Origin of the sequence: Noviherbaspirillum sp., from assembly GCF_035254685.1 — a bacterium.
Classification (GTDB): domain Bacteria; phylum Pseudomonadota; class Gammaproteobacteria; order Burkholderiales; family Burkholderiaceae_D; genus Noviherbaspirillum.
The window spans coordinates 36,764-57,630 of record NZ_DATFAI010000035.1; the positions used below are offsets into that span (position 1 = coordinate 36,764).

The window sequence follows — 20,867 nt, forward strand, 5'->3', positions numbered from 1 at the left end:
ATTCCTTTTCATGCCTCTTTGTTGGGAGACAAAATGAAGCAACGCAAGATGAAGCTTACGCGGCGTAGCCGACTGATCCACGCGCTGATCCCCGCCGCGGTGACCGTAGCCGCCAGCCCGCTGGCACTGGCCGATGACAACAGCGGTGAAGGCCGCTTCCACTTCGACGGTTATCTGCGCGAAGAAGTGTCGATCAACGCCAAGAACTGGCAGGACACGCCCGGCTACAACGACACGGGCAAGGTATCCATGGCGCGTACCACCGCACGCCTGAACATGGATTTCAAGGCGAACGACACCGTCACATTTGTGGCGAAGGCGCGTGCGTCCAAAGAATTGAATACCCCGTTCCTGAAGCATCTGGAAGGTATGGGCGCCAACAGCTACAGGAACCAGGGGCTGACGAGGGACCTGTACGACGATGTCGATGTGCGCGAATGGTATGCCGACGTCAAGGCAAGCGACCGCGTCAAATTCCGTTTCGGCAAGCAGCAGATCGTCTGGGGCGAGACCGACTTCTTCGTCGCCAACGACCTCGCGCAAGGCTATGACAACGTCTGGCGCAGCTTCCTTGAGCCGGCCAACGAAGAGCTGCGCAAGGGCAACATTATCCTCAAGGCCAATATCGATGTTCCCGAGGCGAACGGCGGCATTGAAGCTTTCATTCGTCCGGGCTGGGACCGCAAGAGGGATATCGGCACCGAGATCGATATCTATGGCGGCCGTTGGTCCAGTCAGCCCTATGCCGGCGTGGACTTCCGGAAGATCGACCCGTACTCCTGGCACAACGCGAAGGCTGACATTGACAGCAAGACCGGCGGCGTGCGCTGGAGCGGCATGGCGGGCGACACCAACTACTCGGTTTCATGGATGCGCACCTTCTACAACTCGCCGATCATGAATCCGTCGCCGAACCTGGCGCTGTTCGGCCTGCCCAACGTGCCGTCCGGCGCCACCCCGACGGGAAGCGCAACCACGGCTGGCCTGGCCGGCGAGATCATCTATCCGATCGTGAACGTGATCGGCGCGACGGCGAGCCGCTATTCCGACATGGCCGATGCCGTGTTCAGCACCGAAGTGGCCTACATCAAGGATGCGCCTTTCAACTTTGCCGCAGCAACACCGTCGCCGTTGAGCGGAGCCGTAGCGCCGGGCTTCGACGGCTGGAAGACCAAGAACGTGATCGCTTCCATGATCCGCATGGACAAGAATTTCGCGTTCACCCAGAGCCTCCTGGGCACGGAAAAGCCGATGTTCTTCTCGGTGCAGCTGTTCGACAAATGGATCCAGAACTTCGACCAGAACGAGAATCTGCTCTACAGCGTCGGCTGGGGCGGCCGCGTCAAGCGCCACAACACGCTGGCGACAGCCATCTTCGACCTGAGCTATGACAACGGCCGGCTCCATCCGCAGCTTGTGCTGGGTTCGGACGTCACCAATGGCGGCGGTTTCTTCATCCCTTCGTTCACGACGCAGTTGAGCAAGAACTTGCGCTGGAAGATCGAGTACGACGGCTTCTGGGACAACGGCTATGCCAAGGCTCCAGTCCCTGGCAGCGACAGGACGACGCTGTTCGGCTATTTGCACAACCGCGATCAGGTCTATACCAGCCTGACCTATCTCTTCTAATTCATTGCACCGGAGAGCAATCATGAAAGCAACAACTCTGTATTCCCCTCTGATCGCCGCACTGATCGGCGCGGCCTGCCTGCCGGCCCTGGCAGCAGATCTGGCTGAAGGCACCGTGATTTCCGCCGCCAACCTGGACCAGGTCAAGAACGCCACGTTCGACGGTCACACCATCGGCAGCATGCTGTCCGAGAGAATGGAGTGGCGTATCCGTAACAGCGGCTGGAAGCTCACGCTGGCGCATGCGAAGAAAGTGGCGCTTGACCCGAACTGGGTCAAGGCCAGCAAGGCCAATGAAGGCAAGACCAAAATCAACGATGCCACTTGCAAGGTCGATGGCTGGAAAGCGGGCGAGCCGTTCCCCGAGATCGACATGAAAGATCCGGAAGCCGCGAAGAAGATCGTCTGGAACCTGCACCTGGGCTCACTGCTCGGTGACGTGTCTTCCGTGCCGAATTTCACCCAGTTGCTGATTGACGGCAAAAACGGCATCCACGCCGAACTGGTGGCCGAATTTACGCGCTTCAACATGAAAGGCCGCTTGACCGGCGGCTCGTCCACCATCGGCGATGACGACGAGAGCGCGCGCCAGCTGCTGTTCTTCAAGGCGCCTTCCGAGGTCAAGGGCATCGGCACCTACACGATGATGTACGACTCCAACAAGGTGCCGGACGTCTGGGCCTATGTTCCCGCGGTGCGCCGCACCCGTCGCTTGTCGGGCGGCGCATGGATGGACCCGGTCGGTTCCTCCGACCAGTTGCAGGATGAGATCGACGGCTTCAATGCACGTCCGTGCTGGTATCCGGGTTACAAGCTGCTGGGAAAGCGCTGGATTCTGGCTCCGGCCAACAGCCGGGTGGATGTCTGGAACCAGAAAGCGTCCGCGACTGCCGAGAAGTATCCGACACTGGATCGCTCTGCGCCGTTCTGGAACCTGAACGACTCGTTCGAGCCGCGCGAGGTGTATATGGTCGAGGTCGCTACCCCGGCGCAGCACCCGTACAGCAAGAAGGTGCTGTACATCGAAACGGCCTATCCGCGTGTGCACTTCGTCGAGACCTACAACCGCAAGGGCGAGTTCTGGAAGTTCATCGAAATGCACTCCTACGTCAATCCCAAGGCCGGTGACATCCGCACCGTCTCTGCCAGCGTGATCGACTTCCAGCGCAACCACGCAACCGTTTCGCTGATCGATGTGTCGACCTGGCGTACCAACTTCGACGCCAAGCCGAGCGATGTATCGCTGACGAGGCTGGAGTCGGCAGGGCGATGAGGCATCGCTAATGGCGTGTTTGGGGCCGCTCGCTCCTTTGCGGGCGGCCTCCTTTTTACCCGTCATGCCAGGGTGCGACCTGGCGTGACAACACCTCCGACGGAGTGCAGCTCGCCGAGCGCTTCCGTTGCGAGTGTTGGGGATCGCCCAACAAGCATCTTAAGAACATCGTCATGCCAATTCATCTCGAATGCCTTTCCCATACGCCGCTGCACGGCTACTTCGATCCCGCGCCGCAGATCGTCGCCGAGGTCGAGGAGGCGGTCGCTGCCGCCCGGGAGCGCGTGCGTGCCTATGATCCGGAACTGGTGATCGTGTTTGCGCCCGACCATTACAACGGTTTTTTCTACGACATGATGCCGCCGTTCTGCATCGGTGCCGCGGCGCAGTCAATCGGCGACTACAAGAGCAAGCCGGGAGCGCTGAACGTGCCGGTCGAACTTGCGCGCGAGATGGCCGAAGCCGTCCTCGCCGCAGACATCGATACTGCGATCTCGTACCGCATGCAGGTCGATCATGGCTGCGCGCAAGCGCTTGAAGAGCTGACGGGCGACCTTGATACCTATCCGGTGATCCCGGTGTTCATCAATTCAGTGGCGCCCCCGATGGCGTCGCTGCGCCGGGCCCGTCTGCTCGGCGAGGCCATCGGCCGCTTCCTCCAGCGCACCGGCAAGCGCGTGCTCGTGATCGGTTCGGGCGGCATTTCGCATGAGCCGCCGGTGCCGCAAATGAAAGGCGCCACACAGGAAGTCGCTGAACGCCTGATCTCCAACCGCAATCCTTCGCCGGAAGCGCGCGCGGCGCGCCAGGAGCGCACCGTGGCTGCCGCCGTCGCCTTCTCCAAGGGCGAAGCGCCGGGAATGCGGCCGTTGAACCCGGAGTGGGACACGGCGTTCCTGAAGCGCCTGCAACAGGATCTGCGTGCGGTGGACGGCATGACCGACGGCGCGATCACGCGTGACGGCGGCCGCTCGGCACACGAGATTCGCACCTGGGTCGCCGCATTCGGCGCGCTGTCGGCCTTCGGCCCGTACGACGCGCATATTGATTTCTACCGTGCGATCCCTGAATGGATTGCCGGATTTGCCGCTATGCACGCCGACCCGCTGCAAGCCTGACGACAAGCATCACGAGGAGAGAAGATGTCGAACCAAACATTGATAAACGAACTGGCCGTACGTCTGCGCACTGCAGAAGAAACGCGCCAGCCGGTGGGGCCGGTGCGCGGCGAAGTCGCGCTCAGCGACATGACCACTGCCTATGCCGTGCAGCGGGCGAACGTCGATGCGCGTGTAGCGAACGGCGAACGTATCGTCGGCCGCAAGATCGGCCTGACCTCGTTCGCGGTGCAAAAGCAGCTTGGTGTCGACCAGCCCGACTTCGGCGCGCTGTTTGCGAACATGGCCTACGGCGACGGCCAACCAATGCCCTTGTCGCGTTTGATCCAGCCCAAGGTCGAAGCCGAAATCGCCCTTGTGCTCAAGCACGATCTCACCCGTGAAAAGCACACCTTTGCCGACATCATTGGCGCCACGGACTACGCGCTCGCCGCCATCGAGGTGGTCGACAGCCGCATCCAGCACTGGGACATCCGCTTCGTGGATACCGTTGCCGACAATGCGTCGAGCGCCATGTTTGTGCTCGGCAGCCGACCGGTACCGCTGGCCGATCTCGATCTCGTCGCAGCGGCGATGACGCTATCGCGTGACGGCGAAGTGTTGTCGCGCGGCAGTGGCGCTGCCTGTCTCGGCAACCCGCTGAACGCAGCCGTCTGGCTGGCCGACATGATGGTGAAAATGAACACGCCCTTGCGGGCCGGCGACGTGCTGATGACCGGCGCGCTCGGGCCGATGGTACCCGTCACGCAGCCAGGAACGTTCATCGCGCAGATCGACGGACTGAGCAGCGTGCGGGCGGTATTTAGCGAATAAGGAATCATGCAATGAGCGAGAAACTCAAGGCTGCCATCATCGGCAGCGGCAACATCGGCACGGACTTGATGATCAAGATCCTGCGCCACGGCAAGCACGTAGAGATGGGCGCAATGGTCGGCATTGACCCGAACTCGGATGGCCTCGCGCGTGCCGTGCGCATGGGTGTGGCGGTCACGCATGAAGGCGTGGCAGGCTTGACCAGGATGGCCAACTTCGCCGACATCGACATCGTGTTCGATGCCACGTCGGCTGCGGCGCATGTCAAGAACGACGCTTTCCTGCGCAAGCTCAAACCCGGCATCCGGATGATCGACCTGACGCCTGCGGCGATCGGCCCGTACTGCATCCCCGTGGTCAACGGCGACGCGCACCTGGATGCGCCGAACGTAAACATGGTTACCTGCGGTGGCCAGGCGACGATCCCGATGGTCGCCGCCGTGTCGCGCGTGGCCAAGGTCTGCTACGGCGAAATCATCGCCTCGATCTCCAGCAAGTCCGCCGGCCCCGGCACGCGTGCGAACATCGACGAATTTACCGAAACGACGTCCAGGGCCATCGAACAGGTCGGCGGCGCGCAAAAGGGCAAGGCCATCATCATTCTGAATCCGGCCGAGCCGCCCCTGATCATGCGCGACACCGTCTATTGCATGACGGAGCTCAACGCCGACCAGGACGCCATCCGCCAATCGGTCAAGGATATGGCAGCCGCCGTACAGGAATATGTGCCAGGTTATCGCCTGAAACAGGAAGTGCAGTTCGACCGTTACGAGAACGGCTTGAACCTGCCCGGCATCGGAAAGCAGCCCGGCCTGAAAGTCTCCGTGTTCCTCGAAGTCGAAGGCGCGGCCCACTACCTGCCGGCCTATGCCGGCAACCTCGACATCATGACCAGCGCTGCCTTGAAGACGGCAGAGCGCATGGCCGAGCGTCAACTTCTCGCAGCAGCGGCCTGAGCGGAGGAATGCCTATGTTCGACAAGACAAAAAAGATTTACGTCTCCGACGTCACCCTGCGCGACGGCATGCACGCCATCCGCCATCAATACAGCCTGGAGCAGGCGGTGCGCATTGCCAGGGCGCTGGACGAAGCGAAAGTCGATTCCATTGAAGTCGCCCACGGTGACGGCTTGCAAGGCTCGAGCTTCAACTACGGCTTCGGCGCGCACACCGACCTGGAATGGATCGAGGCGGTCGCCGGCGTGCTGAAGCATGCGAAAGTGGCAACGCTTCTGTTGCCCGGTATCGGCACCATCCACGATCTCAAGAATGCCTACGACGCCGGGGCGCGCATTGTTCGCGTCGCGACTCACTGCACGGAAGCGGACATCTCGAAGCAGCACATCGAATACGCACGAGAGCTTGGCATGGACACCGTCGGCTTCCTGATGATGAGCCATATGACAACGCCGCAAAACCTCGCACAGGAAGCGAGGAAGATGGAAAGCTATGGTGCGACCACGATTTACGTTGTGGACTCGGGTGGCGCGATGAACATGTATGACATCGCCGATCGCTTCAAGGCGTTCAAGGACGTGCTGAAGCCCGAAACGCACACCGGCATGCACGCGCACCACAACCTGTCCCTCGGCGTGGCCAATTCCATCGTCGCGCTCGAAAACGGCTGTGACCGCATCGATGCCAGCTTGACGGGCATGGGGGCAGGGGCGGGCAATGCACCGCTGGAAGTCTTCATCGCTGCCATCGACCGCATGGGCCTGAACCACGGCTGCGACGTGAAGAAGCTGATCGGCGCAGCGGAAGACATCGTGCGCCCGATCCAGGAACGCCCGGTGCGGGTGGACCGCGAGACGCTGGCACTGGGTTATGCCGGGGTCTACAGCAGCTTCCTGCGTCATTCCGAAGCCGCTGCACAGAAATACGGCTTGCGGGCCTTCGACATTCTGGTCGAACTGGGAAAGCGCCGCATGGTGGGTGGCCAGGAAGACATGATTGTCGACGTCGCACTCGACATGCTGAAGAAGAAGGCAGCCTGATGCAGGGCCTGCCGTTCAGTGATGCCTGCTTGCGCAAAATTGTCGTCCCCGCGCAGGCGGGGACCCATGCTGAGCCGCTGGAGGGGGCTACCTATGAATCTCTGCGCAGGGCCGGCGCAAGAAAAAATAATGCTGACTGAACAGCATTCACCTGACGCAGATGCATTTCATCGAAACACGTTCATGCGAAGGAATCGCACATGAGTAAATCCTATACCGAAGCCTCGACAAGCCGCTTCGTGAGAGTTCGCGACGGCGATGCGGAGTACAAGGTTCACTATAACGACGTCGGCCCAGCATCCGGCCAAGCCATCGTGATGCTGCACGGCTCGGGTCCGGGCGCAACCGGCTGGGCAAATTTTCACCGTAACATCGAGCCGCTCATCGCGGCCGGCTTTCGCCTGCTCCTGATCGACATGCCCGGCTTTGGCAAGAGCGACGTGTTCCTCAACACGGCTGGCTCGCGTTCGGACTTCAACGGGCGTATCGTCAAGCTCGTGCTCGACCAGCTTGACGTCGAACGCGCACACGTAATCGGCAATTCAATGGGTGGACACAGCACCACGGCCTTCGCGCTCGCCCATCCCGAGCGCGTCGGCAAGCTGGTATTGATGGGCGGCGGCACGGGCGGCCCGAGCCAGTTCGTGCCGATGCCCACAGAAGGCATCAAGCTGATCCACCTCGTCTACCGTGAACCGACGCTCGAGAACGTCAAGCGCATGATGAACGTCTTCGTGTTCGATGCCGGTGCGCTGACGGACGATCTGTTGCAGCTGCGCGTAGACAACATGCTCGCGCGCCGCGAACACCTCGACAACTGGGTGAAGAGCCTGGCGGCGAACCCGAAGCAATTCAGCGACTATGGCGCGCGCCTCGGCGAGGTCAAGGCGCCGGCCCTCATCATCTGGGGTCGCGATGATCGCTTCGTTCCTTTCGATATCGGCCTGCGCCTGCTGTGGGGCATGCCGAACGCCGAGATGCACATCTTCAATCGTTGCGGCCATTGGGTGCAGTGGGAGCATGCAGACAAATTCAACCGCATGGTGCTGGAATTCCTGGCGGAATGAATCGGCAAGATTTTCAACAAGGTAGGTAGCTGAGGATAGTCAATGAGTGAACAAGGAATGACAGGGCGCTGGCAAATCGTCGCATGGGAACAGGTCTACGATGATGGCCGCCGCACTTACCCGATGGGGCAGCAACTTGAAGGCTTCATCCAATACGACCCGGATGGCCGCATGATGTGCATGCTGTGCCGCGGTGACCGTCGGAACTTCACCAGCGGCGGGCAATGGAACGCCTCCGAGCAGGAAAAGGCCCAGGCCTACAACACTATGCTGGCCTATGCCGGAACCTACACGTGTTCAGGTGATATCGTCAGCCATCACGTCGAGTTGAGCGCCTTTCCCAACTGGAAGGGCGGCACCCAGAAGCGCCGCATCGAAACGATGGATGCGGGCCAACTGGTGCTGGTGGCGCGGCTGGAAGATGGCACCTCCGAAGCGCGTACCGCACGGCTGGCCTGGAAGCGCAGTTGAGTTCGGCTCGTCGTCACTGAATCCAGGAAGACCAAGGCAGCAATACTTCGCACGGCAAGAAACTTAGGAAGGCAAGCATGAGCGAGAACGTTCCCGAGATGGGCAACAGCATCACCCTCGACGGGGTGAACATCAACTATCACGATCGCGGGCAGGGTGACGCCATCCTGCTCATTCACGGCTCCGGCCCTGGTGTGACGGCATGGGCGAACTGGCGCCTGGTCCTGCCGGAGCTGGCCTCTACGCACCGCGTGATCGCGCCGGACATGGCCGGCTTCGGCTACACGCAAACGCCGCCCGGGTATCAGACCTCTCCGGGCAACTGGGTCGCGCAAGTCATCGGCCTGATGGATGCGCTGGGAATCGCGCAGTTTTCCATCGTCGGCAATTCCTTTGGCGGAGCCATTGCGCTCAAGACGGCGAGCATGTATCCGGACCGCGTCAAGAAGCTGGTGCTGATGGGGTCGGCGGGAACGAGCTTCCCCATCAGCGAAGGGCTGGACAAAGTGTGGGGATATCAGGCTTCGCGCGAAGCGATGCGCGAACTGATCGGCATCTTCGCCTACGACCAGTCCATCGTCACCGACGACCTGGTCGACATGCGCTACCGCGCCAGCATTCGCGCCGACGTGCAAGAGCGTTTTTCACGGTTGTTTCCCGCGCCGCGCCAGAAGGGTGTCGAAATGCTTGCGCTGAGCGATGCGCAATTGAACGCCATCCGCGTGCCGGTCGCCCTCGTGCATGGCCGCGATGATCGCGTCATTCCTTTCAGGGTATCGGAAATGCTCGCGGAAAAATTGCCCAATGCGACCCTGCACGCCATCGACCAATGCGGCCACTGGGTTCAGATCGAAAAGAAACAGGAATTTGTTGGCATCGTCACCCGCTTCATGGAGGAATACGCATGAGCGTCGTCGCATTGGGTTATGCGGGCATTAGCACTAGTCGCCTCGCCGATTGGGCTGAATTCGGGACGAAGTTTCTCGGCCTGCAAATTGCAGATCAATCGGCGCGAACCCTGTCCTTCCGCATGGACGACTTGAGCCAGCGCTTTCATTTCGAAGAAGGTGCGGACGGCGTCATCCAGCATCTGGGGTGGGAAGTGGAAAGCGGAGCGGCGTTGCAAGCGATCGCGGCACGCCTGGAAGCGGCCGGCGTCCGAGTCGAGCAGGGGAGCGCCGCGCTGACCGCGCAGCGTCGGGTGCGCGAACTCATTTGGATGCATGACCCGGCAGGAAACCGGGTTGAACTCTACTGGGGGCCGGAAAAGGCAGACAGCCCATTCACGCCGGGGCGCAATATCGCCGGATTCCGCACCGGTCCGCTTGGCATCGGCCACGTGGCCCTTACCTGTGAAAGGATAGAGCCGGCCTTGCACTTTTATACCGAGTTGCTTGGCTTCGGCGTGTCCGATTACGTCCTGGCGCCGTTCAAGGCCTATTTTCTGCACGTGAATCCGCGCCATCACAGCCTGGCTTTGCTGGAAACGGGACAACGCGGCGTCCATCACCTGATGATGGAGCTGATGCAGTTCGACGATGTAGGGCATGCGCACGACCTTGTCCAGTTGCGCAAGGAAAATCTCGCGGTGACTCTGGGCCGGCATTCCAATGACCACATGACGTCCTTCTATGTAAGGACGCCCTCGGACTTCATGATCGAGTACGGATGGGGAGGTCTCGTCATCGATCCCGCCAACTGGCAGGCAGTGGAACTGACCGATGGTCCCAGCATCTGGGGGCATAACCGGAGCTGGCTGAGCGAGGAGGCTAATGCCGTCTTGCGCGCCAAACTGCAAGACAATGCCGACCGCGGGCTGCGCCACCCGGTAAAGGTCCTGCCTGGCAATCATGTTCTCATGAAGGATTGCTAGCGCGTCATCCCGATATCGATTTGCCGGCCGTCGTGCCTGTCGCGTGATCAAGGCGTTGCATCGCCTGCTTAGACGTCAAATGCCGAACAGGAAGCGTCCAGCGTGCGCTATCTGCGCCACGCCAATGTGCACCAAGTGGGACACTCTGATTTAGCCAGATCGAAGCATTCTCATTTAGCTGCTACGGCAACTGTCAAAGCCAGATTCAAATGGCCCACGGCCGGCCATTTTCAGATGTCCTGGGCGATGTTTCTCGGGGTTTTAGGAAACGGAGCCATGCCGCGAAATCACCAGCAAGATCTGCAGCGCTATTGATTATCAGTGTTGCTTGCAAGACCGGAATTTCGCCCCGCGTTTCATCAGCGAGCCGTCTTCTTGATGGCTTGCTACAGATCCGCCTCATCCAGATGCCGTTGCGATTTCTTTCCCGGCACCGTCTTTAACCGGATCGGCCCCTGGCCACTATGCACCCGTCACGGGCCGGACCGGCTGCGCCGGTTATCCCGCTGTTCCTGCACTTGGGCTGCAATCTGCAGCACATGGCCAAGCCGCTTCTTCTCGACAATCGCACCGTCGGCAATTTCAGCCAGCCGTCCATAAGCGGTGTAGGGCAAGGATATGCCATTGGCGCGTGACCTGACCGGTTTTCCGGACGGAGCAAACCGGGAATGACTCCGGATGGCCACCCTATAACTACTCAACCAGGGTGGGCTCTCGCGCCGAGGTCACGAATACATTGTGCCTGTAGTCAAAAAGCCCAAAGAAACAAATTACAGCTCGGAGACAAACGTCACTATTTCAGCGCCCTTTGGGAAGCGCCGAAAATTTCTTCCGACAAGAGCAGAAATGCTCAGATTTGGTGCTCAGGTAATAACTATCAGTCCTAGGAGACCTCCATGAATCACCAAGACAGCCAGTACGCGGCACAAGCCGCCAATCTCGCCAAGACTTACGATCCGTTGGATCTTGAAATCAAGCAGGATCCGTATCCCTACTATGCCAAGTTGCGCCGTGACGAGCCGGTAAAGTGGATTGAGGGTTTGCAGGCGTTTGCGGTGGCGCGCTATGACGACGTTGATACTGTGTTGAAGGATGCCAGCATCTTCAGTTCGGCGCAGTTCTGGCCAGCGTTGTTGGGCGAGTTTGATCCGGTGCCTGAAGTGCCGCCAATGATTTCGATGGATCCGCCGAATCATATGCAACTGCGCAAGCTGGTCAACCGCGCCTTCCTTCCGACCCAAGTGAATGCGCTGACGCAGCGCACCGTCGATATCGCGAATCAGCTGATCGACGACCTGGCTGAAAAGTATGGTTCGGAAGGGGAGTGTGACTGGGTCTGGGATTTCACTTCGCTGTATCCGGTCACAGTGATTTCCGAGGTGCTGGGAGTCCCGAGTGAGCGCCGGGCCGAATTCAAGGTATGGGTCGATGACGTCCTGGCCGCCGCCAATCGGGCTGCATACGGCCCCGAGCGCCTGGCCGAAATCCGCAAAAGCTCCGATGCGGTGCGCGCGTTCTTTGAAGAGTTGTATGACCAGCGCACCGCTAACCCCGGAAACGACATGATTTCCCAGTTGATCCAGGCTGAAGTCGATGGCGTGAGGCTGACGCGCATTGAAGTCATCCAGATGGCCATCCTGTTGCTGATCGGCGGCGTCGAAACCACAACCAACCTGCTGGGCAATTCGTTGGTTGAACTCAAGCGCAGGCCGGAGGTATATGCCAGGCTGCGCAAGGAGCCGGCGCTGATTCCGCAATTTATCGACGAAGTGCTGCGCTTTAATCCTGTCGTGCAAATGATCTTCCGCCATACCACCTGCAATACGGAGCTGGCTGGCGTGCACATGCCCAAGGGATCCGCAATCATGGTGTTGCTCGCATCGGCAAACCGCGACGAAACCAAGTTCAGCGATTCCGAAAGCTTCGATATGGATCGCAAGTCATCAGTGCCCTTGATGTCATTCGGACAAGGGCCGCATTTCTGCCTCGGCAAGTATCTAAGCCTGATGGAGACGCGCTCAGCCCTGGAAATCGTGTTCAAGCGATTTGAAACCCTGGAGCCGGTGTCGGACAAGGTGGAATGGATCGATTCCTATTTTGCCCGAGGCCCGCACCATCTGCGCGTGCGCTACAAGCTGAGCTAAGCGCGAATCCTGAGCTTCCGGGCGGCCTCATGACCAAGATTATCGATTGCTTCAATCTTCTCGATTTTGAAAAAGCGGCCCGTGAACGCTTGCCCGGTCCGCTATTTCATTACATCAGCGGCGGATCAGATGACGAGGTGACCAAGTGCGCCAATACCTCGGCGTTTGAGCGGTATCACTTCATCCCCGATTACTTGCGTGACATCCGCAAGATCGACATGCGGCGGACGGTCTTCGGAATGGACCTCGCATGGCCGCTCATGCTTTCTCCGACGGGATTGAGCGGGGTGTTTCATCCCGACGGAGAACGCGCCGCCGCTCAGTCTGCTGCCGGTTCCGGCGTGGCCTATTCGCTTTCCACGATGGCAACCACCAGCATCGAGGAGGTGGCGGCCGCATGCAAGGGACCGAAAATCTATCAGCTGTATTTGCTGAAAGACGATGCCGCCAACATCGAGATGATAGAACGCTGCAAGGCTGCGGGTTTCGACGTGCTGTGTTTGACGGTCGATACCATCGTCGCCGGTAACCGCGAACGCGACCATCGCACCGGCCTGACGGTGCCGCCCAGGCTGAATCGCCGGAACCTGCTCGGGTTCGCCCGGCGACCTTCCTGGTGTTTCCGATATCTCGCCAGTGGCGGCGTGACCTTGCCGAATATCCCGACCGGCAAAGGCAATCAAGATCTCGGCACCCTTGCTGCGTACTTTGGCGCAAACATGGAGCAGAACATTACCTGGTCGCGCATTGAACGGCTCATGCGCCATTGGGGAAAGCCGTTTGTCGTGAAAGGCTTGCAGTCGGTCGCCGATGCCCGCGACGCCGTCGCTTGCGGGGTCGCGGGCATCGTCGTTTCGAACCATGGGGGGCGCCAGCTCGACGGCGGCGCCGCCACCATTGATCTGGTCGCCGATCTTGTCGATGCCGTAGGCGACCGACTCGAAGTTGTCCTGGATGGCGGCGTGCGGCGTGGCAGTCATGTCGTCAAGGCGCTGGCCATGGGAGCGCGGGCTTGCATGATCGGGCGTCCCTACCTGTACGGTTTGTCTGCCTTTGGCAAGCCAGGTGTAGACCGGGTGCTGAGCTTGTTGCAGCAGGAAACGGCAAGAACGCTGGCACTGATCGGTTGTTCAAGCGTTGACGAAATCACCCGGTGCCACATCAGGCCTGCGGACAGGTTGCCGGACTTTATGCATTTGCCCGCGGCAGAGCCAAATACCATCACCAAACTTACCCGGAGTATGAAATGACAAATATTGCTTCTACATTCGAACATTTTGTAGCCGGGCGCTTCATCGCCGGTTACACGGATAGCATCAAGGTGGTCAACCCGGCGAGCGGCGCCTTGCTTGGCGCGATTCCCGATGGAGATGAAAATCTGGTCAATGAAGCAGTCGCCGCAGCACGCGCTGCGCAGGGTGGCTGGGCAACCCGGCCGGCCAATGAGCGCGCCCAATATTTGCGCCACATGGCAAAAATCGTACGCGAAAATATTCCGCGGCTTGCGCGGGTCGTCGCCATGGAGCAGGGCAAAGTGCTGCCCTTGGCTGAAATGGAAGTCTTCCTGTCTGCCGAATACCTCGACTACATGGCGGAATGGGCCAGGCGAATCGAGGGCGAAATCATCAACAGCGACCGGCCGCGCGAAAACATTTTCCTGTTCCGTCGGCCGATGGGCGTGGTCGCGGCCATCCTGCCGTGGAACTTCCCGTTTTTCATGATTGTCCGAAAGCTTGCGCCGGCACTGGTCACCGGCAATACGATCGTGATGAAGCCCAGCGAGGAAACGCCGTATAGCGCTTACGAATTCGCCAAAATCGCTGCCCAGGTCGAGTTGCCAACCGGGGTATTCAACCTGATCGGCGGATTGGGGCGAAGCGTCGGCGAAGCGCTGGTAGGTCACCCGGGTATCGATATGGTCAGCTTCACCGGCAGTTCAGCGGCCGGTTCGACCATCATGGCCAATGCTGCTCGCAACATCACCAAGGTGAATCTCGAACTTGGCGGCAAGGCGCCGGCGATCGTGCTGGCCGACGCCAATATCGACCAGGCCGTGGCGATGTTGAAGATGTCCAAGACAATCAACAGCGGACAGGCCTGCAACTCTACCGAGCGCGTGTTTGTCGAGCGCGCGAAATATGCCGAGCTCAGTGAAAAGCTTGCGGCTGCGGTCGGACAGATCAGTTTTGGCGATCCGCTCGGGTCGCGTCCGATTGACATGGGGCCGCTGATCAATCAAGCCGCAGTGGAAAGGATCGATTCGCTGGTGGAGGATGCCAAGGCCCATGGCGCGGAAACACTGACTGGCGGCAGCAGGGCGGAAATCGGCGACGGTTGCTATTTCAAGCCGACCGTCCTTGCCGGCGTCAATGGGAACGCGCAGATCCTGAGACGTGAAATCTTCGGCCCAGTGCTCCTGGTCGAGCCGGTCGATGATCTCGACGAAGCGATCAAGCTGGCCAATGCGAACGAGTATGGCCTGACTTCCTCGATTTTCACCAGCAATCTCGGTTCCGCCATGCACGCCATCAATTCCCTGAAATACGGTGAAACCTACGTCAACCGTGAGAATTTTGAAACGATCCAGGGGTTCCACGCAGGTGTGCGGCGCTCTGGCATTGGTGGCACCGATGGCAAGCATGGCTTGTATGAATACATGCATACGCAAGTGGCGTATATCCAGAATTAAGCAAATCAACGTCTGAGATTCACGTAGTCAGTTCGTGCCGCAGCGATTCGCTGCTTATTGCGCACACCTATAAAAGGAGACACTTTAGTGAAAAAAACTGAGCAACCGACCGATTTGTCGCGCCGCGCCGCATTGGGCAAGGCTTCCACAGTGGCGCTATCCGGCAGCGCGCTCGCCCTGCTGGCGGGGAATGCTGCCATGGCGGCGCAACGAACCGGCGCGAAGACTGTCGCCGGCAAGCGCACCAAGAATTTCACCACGGCGGAAGACTGGGTGACGGCCTTCTTCAACAAAGGCGCCGATGTGGTGCTGGGGTATTACGACGATAAGTTCATCTGGGAAGACATCGAATTCGGCCAGACCATCGCGACCAAGGATGAGTTGTACAAGGCATTCGTGGTATTCAACAATTCCGGCCCGAAGTCGCCGTTCGGCGTGCACAAATTCGAAATGATTAGTTATGACGGCGGCACCGTCGCGCCGGGATCGAAAGCCGAAAAAAGGAAAGCTCCTCCTCCGGCTGACTGGAATTCCACGGATTACAACCGCCTGGCGAACAATATTCTGCTCGGCGCGGATTTTGAATATGACGAGTGGGGTTACATGCAGTGGGTATGGCAAGCCACGCACAATGAGGATTTCTTTGGCATTCCGGCCAAAGGTAAAACGACATATACCCGCGGCACGACCACGCAGTTCTATCGAAATGGCAAGATTGTCCGCTGCCGCACGCACTGGAATTTTCGCGAGTTCGCTATCCAGCTTGGGGTGATTCCGGCGCCTGACGAGAAGTGGCGCAGCGTGCCGAATCCCAACGCGCGCGCTTTGAAGGTTTGATCATGCGTTATTCAATTCTGGGAAGGAGCGGACTGCGCGTTTCTCAAATGTGCCTGGGTACGATGACGTTCGGGCCGGGAAGTGAGTGGTCCCGTTCGGAATCAGAATCACGGGCCATTTTTGAAGCCTACGCCGAGGCCGGTGGCAACTTTATCGACACCGCCAATATGTACACGGGTGGGGAGAGCGAGCAGATTGTCGGCAGGCTGGTGGCAAATGACCGCGAACGATTCGTCATCGCCACCAAGTACGCCAATGCGGTGCCGGGCCGTAATGACGCCAACGCGGCCGGGATGCATCGCAAGAGCCTGACGCAGTCGCTCGATACCAGCCTCAATCGCCTCGGTGTCGACTATATCGACCTCTATTTCGTCCATTGGTGGGATTTCACGACGCCAGTGGAAGAGGTGCAGCGCGCGCTGGACGATGCGGTACGAGCCGGGAAGATCCTGCATATCGGTTTGTCGGACGTGCCGGCATGGGTGGTATCGCGCACGCAGGCTTTCCATGAGCTGCGCGGGCTTGCTCCGGTCGCCTGCATGCAGCTCGAGTACAGCCTGGTGCAGCGTTCGATCGAGCGTGAGCATCTACCTCTGGCGAAAACTTATGACATCGGCGTGACTGCCTGGTCGCCCCTGGCGAGCGGCATCCTGAGTGGAAAGTACACGCGACAGAAGAAGCATGAAGGCCCGGTGCGGCTTGAGTCGATGCAGCTGCAGGAACTCAACGCCCGCAACCGTACCATTGCACTCGCGGTTGACGCTGTTGCCGATCGTCTTGGCGTGGCGTCGTCGCAAGTGGCGCTGGCATGGGTGATGTCGCGCGGCGTGATTCCGATTGCCGGCGCGACTTCGGTGCGGCAGTTGCAAGAGAACCTGAAGGCAACCGAACTGGTGCTGGACGAGGTGACGTTGCGGGAACTCGATCAAGCCAGCGCGTTTGATCTCGGCCACCCTTATTGCATGGTGGATTGGGAAATGCAGAAAGCGCTTGGGTATGGTGGCATGTTCGACCAGATCGATATGCCCCATTTCCCGTCAGGCAGATAACGGAATAACTCTTCAAGGCATAGACATATGAACGACAACGCCGTAAGCGATTTGCTGGAGCGGAACAGGATCAATCAGGTGCTGCTGCAGTATGCGACCTTGCTGGACGCAAGGAACTGGGCCGGGCTGGATGAGGTTTTCACAGCAGACGCGAGCGTCAATTACCATGGCGTCGGCGCTTTCGAGGGAAGGCCGGCAATTGTCGGCGTGATCCAGGGCTTTCTGGACAAGTGCGGGCCGACGCAGCACATGATCGGCAATGTCAGGGTCAACGTCGACGGCAAGCAAGCGCGCGCCAAGTGCTACCTTCAGGCAACGCATGCGGGGCAGGGCAGCCATGCCGGAAAGACGATGACGGTCTGGGGAGAATATTGCGACCACCTGCAGCTAGGCCCGAAAGGCTGGCGCATCGTTCATCGAGAGCTTTTCGTGCAGCATGTCGAGGGAGATATTGGCGTGGCGCTGAAAGGCTAGGAAAGTAGTCTGGCAAGGCCGGGTGATGTCATGCCGCTCGGCGGCATTGCCCGGCAGATGGTTGAAAAAGATCGCCATTCCTTCATGGCGATCTTTTTTTGTGTCAAGCCTTCAAGGTCAGGAGGTGATGATGCCGGCGCGGCGGGCCTTGTCGACTGCGCCGACGCGGTCCACTACTTCGAGCTTGCCAAAAATATTTTTCAAGTGCCACTTGACGGTGTCAATCGACACATTCATCGTGGCAGCGATACGTTTGTTCGGCATGCCTTGCGCAAGAAGTTTCAGGACATCACATTCACGCGTGCTGAGCCGGTTTGGTCCGGTATTCGCAAAAGCTTCATCCTGGTGCTTCGAGAGGTCACGCTGTCCTTGCTGCGATGGATTGAACGAGGCCAGGATCGCGCCAAAATGCCTGTCCCGCGCCTCGTCCTGCACCTCGCCCTGTGCCTGGCTCGCGGCGAACCCGGTCCGGCACATCTCCAGCAGCTTGAGGCATGCCGGACCTTCGTCCGTGAAGCTGCGCACCATGCCGGCGCGGGCGCTCATGCGGACGGCATCGCACATCGCTGCAACTGCCTGCGTCGAGTCGCCACGGTTATCCAGTGCCATCGCGCGCAGCACATGGATGCCGACCATGACACTGTAGCGGCAGGCAATCACGGGCGCGGCTGCCAGCGAATCCAGCACCGCTAGCGCGCCGGCAGCATCGTCGCTGGCAATGGCACAGCGCGCGCGAGACAGGCGTGCAATCAGGGGTATCTCCATCGCGTTGCCCAGTGTCGCCCATTTCGGCTCGGCGCCATAGGGAATGGCGATCCCCTCGAGCTGCTGTTGCAGCAGCAATGCCGTCAGCGGGTCGGTTTGCAGCAGCGCCATCCGGATCCGTTCTGCAAGCGCTGCCGCGATCGGCCGCACCAGCCCCATAGTGGAGCCGTATACCTTGAGCTGGTCCAGCAGGTCGAATGCCGCGGTGGCATCGCCACGAATGAAACGCAGCCTGGCACCTGTCAAGTAGGCTTGCACCACGCTTTCGAAAAACAGCAGCTGATTCATCACATCGAGCCGACCAGCCAGCAAACTTTCCGCTTCAATCAGCGAATTGGATTCGTAAAGCAGTTCGGCAAGGTAACTGGCGACTGCGCACGCCGGCGTCGAGCGACGGCCGAACTTCTCTTCCGCGAACGTCACTGCTTCACGCAAGACCGATATCGCCATCCCGAAATCGCCTTGCATCATGAATTGCCGGGCAACGAAGCTGCGGTCATAGGAAAGGGCGATGGTCCACTTGGTCTTTTTCAAGCTTTCCCTGAATAGGGCCTGCGCTTCCTTGGCTTTCTCGAATTGTCCTGCGTAGCCATAGGCATAGGTCAATACATTACATGCAACGGTATTGTGAAACGCGTCGCCGGACGGTGTGCGCAATGCTTCAAACTCGAGTGTGATATTGCTGCGCTCGCTGACGCAGGCCAGGGCGCTACGGCATACCGCGAACTCGAATGGGGTGATCCCTCCCGGTAATGACACGCTCGCGGAAAGGCCGTCCAGTTCGGCTTGGGAAGCCGCCAGCTGGTTGCTCAACGCCAGTGCCCAGAATTTGACCAGGCGCAATCGCCAGCGTGTCGCCAACTGATCTGCAGGCATGTTGTCGACCCATGCCAGAACGTAGTTCAGGTTGCCTTGCTCGACGGCCGTCATGGCGCACCGTTCGATCAAGTCGTAGGCGTAGGCATTTTCGCCGGCGCTCAGCGCATGTGAAACCGCTTCGATCAAATATCCTTGCTTCTCGAACCACATGCTTGCCTTGAGATGCACGGTGGGCAAGTCCACCAACGCCAGCGTCGTGCGGCAGTCACGCATGAACGTCGAGAAGCCTGGCGACATGACCGACTCAGCGTTATCCAGGAATTCGCGCGCCTTGTCGTGGAGCCCTGACAGATGCTCCACCACGCGAGATAACAGTTTGCGTCGCAAATACTCGGCAAACATCGGGTGGAAACGATACCAGTACTCCTCATGATCGAGCGGTACGAGCAGCACGCCGTCGGAAGCCAGTCTTTCCAGAGCTTCGCCGGCGTGGGCAATCCCGATGACTTCTTCGCACAAGGGCGCTGAAAAGCGTTCAAAGATGGAAAGCCGCACCAGCAAGTCGGCGGTCGGCGGCGACAGCCGTTCGAACGTTGACTGGAGTATCGACTCGGACAGATGGCTATGCGCCACGGCCAGCGTGCTTTGCGTGCCACGCGGGCTGCCGTCTGCCCGCCATGCCATCGACAGCATCTGGATCCCGGCGACCCAGCCTTCCGTGGCGTCGTGCAGCGAGCGGCTCTGCTCCGGCTCAACCTGATCCGATACGCGGTCCGCGAGCAGCGCATGGGTTTCCTCGAAAGTGAAGCGCAGCGACTTGACCCCAAGTTCAGTGAGCCGGTCATGTACGCGTAATTGATGCAGGTCGAAGGGTAAGCCAGTGCGCGAGGTAATGACCAGATGAAAATTGGTCGGCGCGTAATTGAGCACGCGCTCAATCATGTCATGAATATCCTGATTGGTGATGGAGTGGTAATCCTCGAGTACCAGATAAATTTCAGAATCGAGCGTCGACAGATCATTGATCAGGGCAGTGACAAATGAGGTGATGGTGCTTGGCTCGCCGCGCCGATAGACGGCAAGGGCACCTTGGCCAAAATCGCACCCGGCAAACTGCAAGGCGGCGATCCAGTAGGTGAGGAACTGGCTTTCCTCATTGTCTGAGGCATCCAGGTTGACCCAGCCGACCTTGCATCCTTGGGAAACCAGGCTCTGGCGCCATTGCGTGAGCAAGGAGGTCTTGCCAAAGCCGCTGGCGGCCTTGAGGAAAATGAGGCTGTGATAAGCCTCTTCATTGAGTCGATCGATCAGGCGTGCGCGTTCGATCAGCTTGCGGCGGTAGCGCGGCGGAACAGTTTTGGTAGTGATCATGGTCGGACTTCGATGTCATCCCGGATAGGGCGGGCGTGGAAATCAGTTTCTCGAAAGAGGAATCGCGACTGGCCGCGCATTGATGCAAGCGCATTGTGCAGGCATCTCCTCGCGTAGCGATAACGGTCGCGAAAAAACAGGATCAGATCAGCCGGAAACGGTAGCTGCAGGAATAAAAAAAGAGAGGGCGCGCCATCCCGGCTCGTACGGATGTGGTTCGAAATGAAGCGGCGCCATTCGGGAAAATGTCAGATTGTTCATGCTTGTCTCCTGATGATGTTACTTATGGTTTTTAACGAGTATGGCACAAATTTTCTGTCCTCCATACCGCTCCTGATCTGAATATCTCGAAACGACATCAAGAAAAAATCGATTCAGATCAGCCACCCTCCAACCCCTCAACAAGGGTGGTTCATTGCCGGAAGCCGCTGGCTATAGTGGCGCTGTCGCACAAAAAACTTTTGGCAAAAATCAAATCA

The 20,867-nt window shown here is 59.3% G+C and carries 18 protein-coding genes; 16 read left to right on the plus strand and 2 right to left on the minus strand.

The window, feature by feature from the left end:
- Positions 1-33: 33 nt before the first annotated feature.
- The 10 genes from VJ698_RS15535 to VJ698_RS15580 all read left to right on the plus strand — a co-directional run bounded on the left by VJ698_RS15535 (position 34) and on the right by VJ698_RS15580 (position 10,240).
- The gene (locus tag VJ698_RS15535; protein WP_324103692.1) at positions 34-1,629 is read left to right on the plus strand and encodes a DUF1302 family protein; all 1,596 of its coding nucleotides are present in this window, start codon (positions 34-36) and stop codon (positions 1,627-1,629) included.
- Between the two features lie 22 nt (positions 1,630-1,651).
- A complete protein-coding gene (locus VJ698_RS15540; RefSeq protein ID WP_324103693.1) occupies positions 1,652-2,902 on the plus strand; it encodes a DUF1329 domain-containing protein in 1,251 nt (416 codons plus the stop codon).
- A gap of 173 nt (positions 2,903-3,075) precedes the next feature.
- Positions 3,076-4,020 carry a 3-carboxyethylcatechol 2,3-dioxygenase gene (locus tag VJ698_RS15545; protein WP_324103694.1) on the plus strand — a complete coding sequence of 315 codons (945 nt, stop codon included), beginning with the start codon at positions 3,076-3,078 and terminating at the stop codon, positions 4,018-4,020.
- Positions 4,021-4,044: 24 nt separating this feature from the next.
- On the plus strand, positions 4,045-4,833 hold the full coding sequence (locus VJ698_RS15550; protein ID WP_324103695.1) for a 2-keto-4-pentenoate hydratase: 789 nt from the start codon (positions 4,045-4,047) through the stop codon (positions 4,831-4,833).
- Between the two features lie 11 nt (positions 4,834-4,844).
- The gene (locus tag VJ698_RS15555) at positions 4,845-5,789 is read left to right on the plus strand and encodes an acetaldehyde dehydrogenase (acetylating) (protein WP_324103696.1); all 945 of its coding nucleotides are present in this window, start codon (positions 4,845-4,847) and stop codon (positions 5,787-5,789) included.
- A gap of 14 nt (positions 5,790-5,803) precedes the next feature.
- Positions 5,804-6,829: a 4-hydroxy-2-oxovalerate aldolase gene (gene dmpG, locus VJ698_RS15560; RefSeq protein WP_324103697.1), complete on the plus strand. Its 1,026-nt coding sequence runs from the start codon at positions 5,804-5,806 to the stop codon at positions 6,827-6,829.
- A gap of 200 nt (positions 6,830-7,029) precedes the next feature.
- A complete protein-coding gene (locus tag VJ698_RS15565) occupies positions 7,030-7,896 on the plus strand; it encodes an alpha/beta fold hydrolase (protein WP_324103698.1) in 867 nt (288 codons plus the stop codon).
- 42 nt (positions 7,897-7,938) lie between these two features.
- Complete coding sequence (locus VJ698_RS15570; RefSeq protein ID WP_324103699.1) at positions 7,939-8,367, plus strand: lipocalin-like domain-containing protein; 429 nt, start codon at positions 7,939-7,941, stop codon at positions 8,365-8,367.
- Positions 8,368-8,444: 77 nt separating this feature from the next.
- Positions 8,445-9,275, plus strand: coding sequence for an alpha/beta hydrolase (locus tag VJ698_RS15575; RefSeq protein ID WP_324103700.1), 831 nt, complete (start codon positions 8,445-8,447; stop codon positions 9,273-9,275).
- Complete coding sequence (locus VJ698_RS15580) at positions 9,272-10,240, plus strand: VOC family protein (protein ID WP_324103701.1); 969 nt, start codon at positions 9,272-9,274, stop codon at positions 10,238-10,240. Before VJ698_RS15575 ends, VJ698_RS15580 begins: the two co-directional genes overlap by 4 nt.
- Before the next feature lie 473 nt (positions 10,241-10,713).
- Here the strand turns inward: VJ698_RS15580 and VJ698_RS15585 are convergent, their stop codons facing one another.
- Positions 10,714-10,854 (minus strand): hypothetical protein, encoded by a 141-nt coding sequence (locus tag VJ698_RS15585; RefSeq protein WP_324103702.1) that lies wholly within the window; start codon positions 10,852-10,854, stop codon positions 10,714-10,716.
- Positions 10,855-11,136: 282 nt separating this feature from the next.
- Between VJ698_RS15585 and VJ698_RS15590 the strand changes: the two genes are divergently transcribed.
- From VJ698_RS15590 to VJ698_RS15615, 6 genes are all read left to right on the plus strand, one after another.
- Positions 11,137-12,384: a cytochrome P450 gene (locus VJ698_RS15590; protein ID WP_324103703.1), complete on the plus strand. Its 1,248-nt coding sequence runs from the start codon at positions 11,137-11,139 to the stop codon at positions 12,382-12,384.
- A 29-nt stretch (positions 12,385-12,413) separates the two neighbouring features.
- Positions 12,414-13,634, plus strand: coding sequence for an alpha-hydroxy acid oxidase (locus tag VJ698_RS15595; RefSeq protein WP_324103704.1), 1,221 nt, complete (start codon positions 12,414-12,416; stop codon positions 13,632-13,634).
- Positions 13,631-15,073 carry an aldehyde dehydrogenase gene (gene aldA, locus VJ698_RS15600; protein ID WP_324103705.1) on the plus strand — a complete coding sequence of 481 codons (1,443 nt, stop codon included), beginning with the start codon at positions 13,631-13,633 and terminating at the stop codon, positions 15,071-15,073. Before VJ698_RS15595 ends, aldA begins: the two co-directional genes overlap by 4 nt.
- An 87-nt stretch (positions 15,074-15,160) precedes the next feature.
- Positions 15,161-15,910: an ester cyclase gene (locus VJ698_RS15605; protein WP_324103706.1), complete on the plus strand. Its 750-nt coding sequence runs from the start codon at positions 15,161-15,163 to the stop codon at positions 15,908-15,910.
- A gap of 2 nt (positions 15,911-15,912) precedes the next feature.
- Positions 15,913-16,959, plus strand: coding sequence for an aldo/keto reductase (locus VJ698_RS15610; protein ID WP_324103707.1), 1,047 nt, complete (start codon positions 15,913-15,915; stop codon positions 16,957-16,959).
- Positions 16,960-16,986: 27 nt separating this feature from the next.
- Positions 16,987-17,433 carry a nuclear transport factor 2 family protein gene (locus VJ698_RS15615; RefSeq protein ID WP_324103708.1) on the plus strand — a complete coding sequence of 149 codons (447 nt, stop codon included), beginning with the start codon at positions 16,987-16,989 and terminating at the stop codon, positions 17,431-17,433.
- 117 nt (positions 17,434-17,550) lie between these two features.
- Here the strand turns inward: VJ698_RS15615 and VJ698_RS15620 are convergent, their stop codons facing one another.
- A complete protein-coding gene (locus VJ698_RS15620; protein WP_324103709.1) occupies positions 17,551-20,388 on the minus strand; it encodes a LuxR C-terminal-related transcriptional regulator in 2,838 nt (945 codons plus the stop codon).
- Positions 20,389-20,867 lie beyond the last annotated feature (479 nt).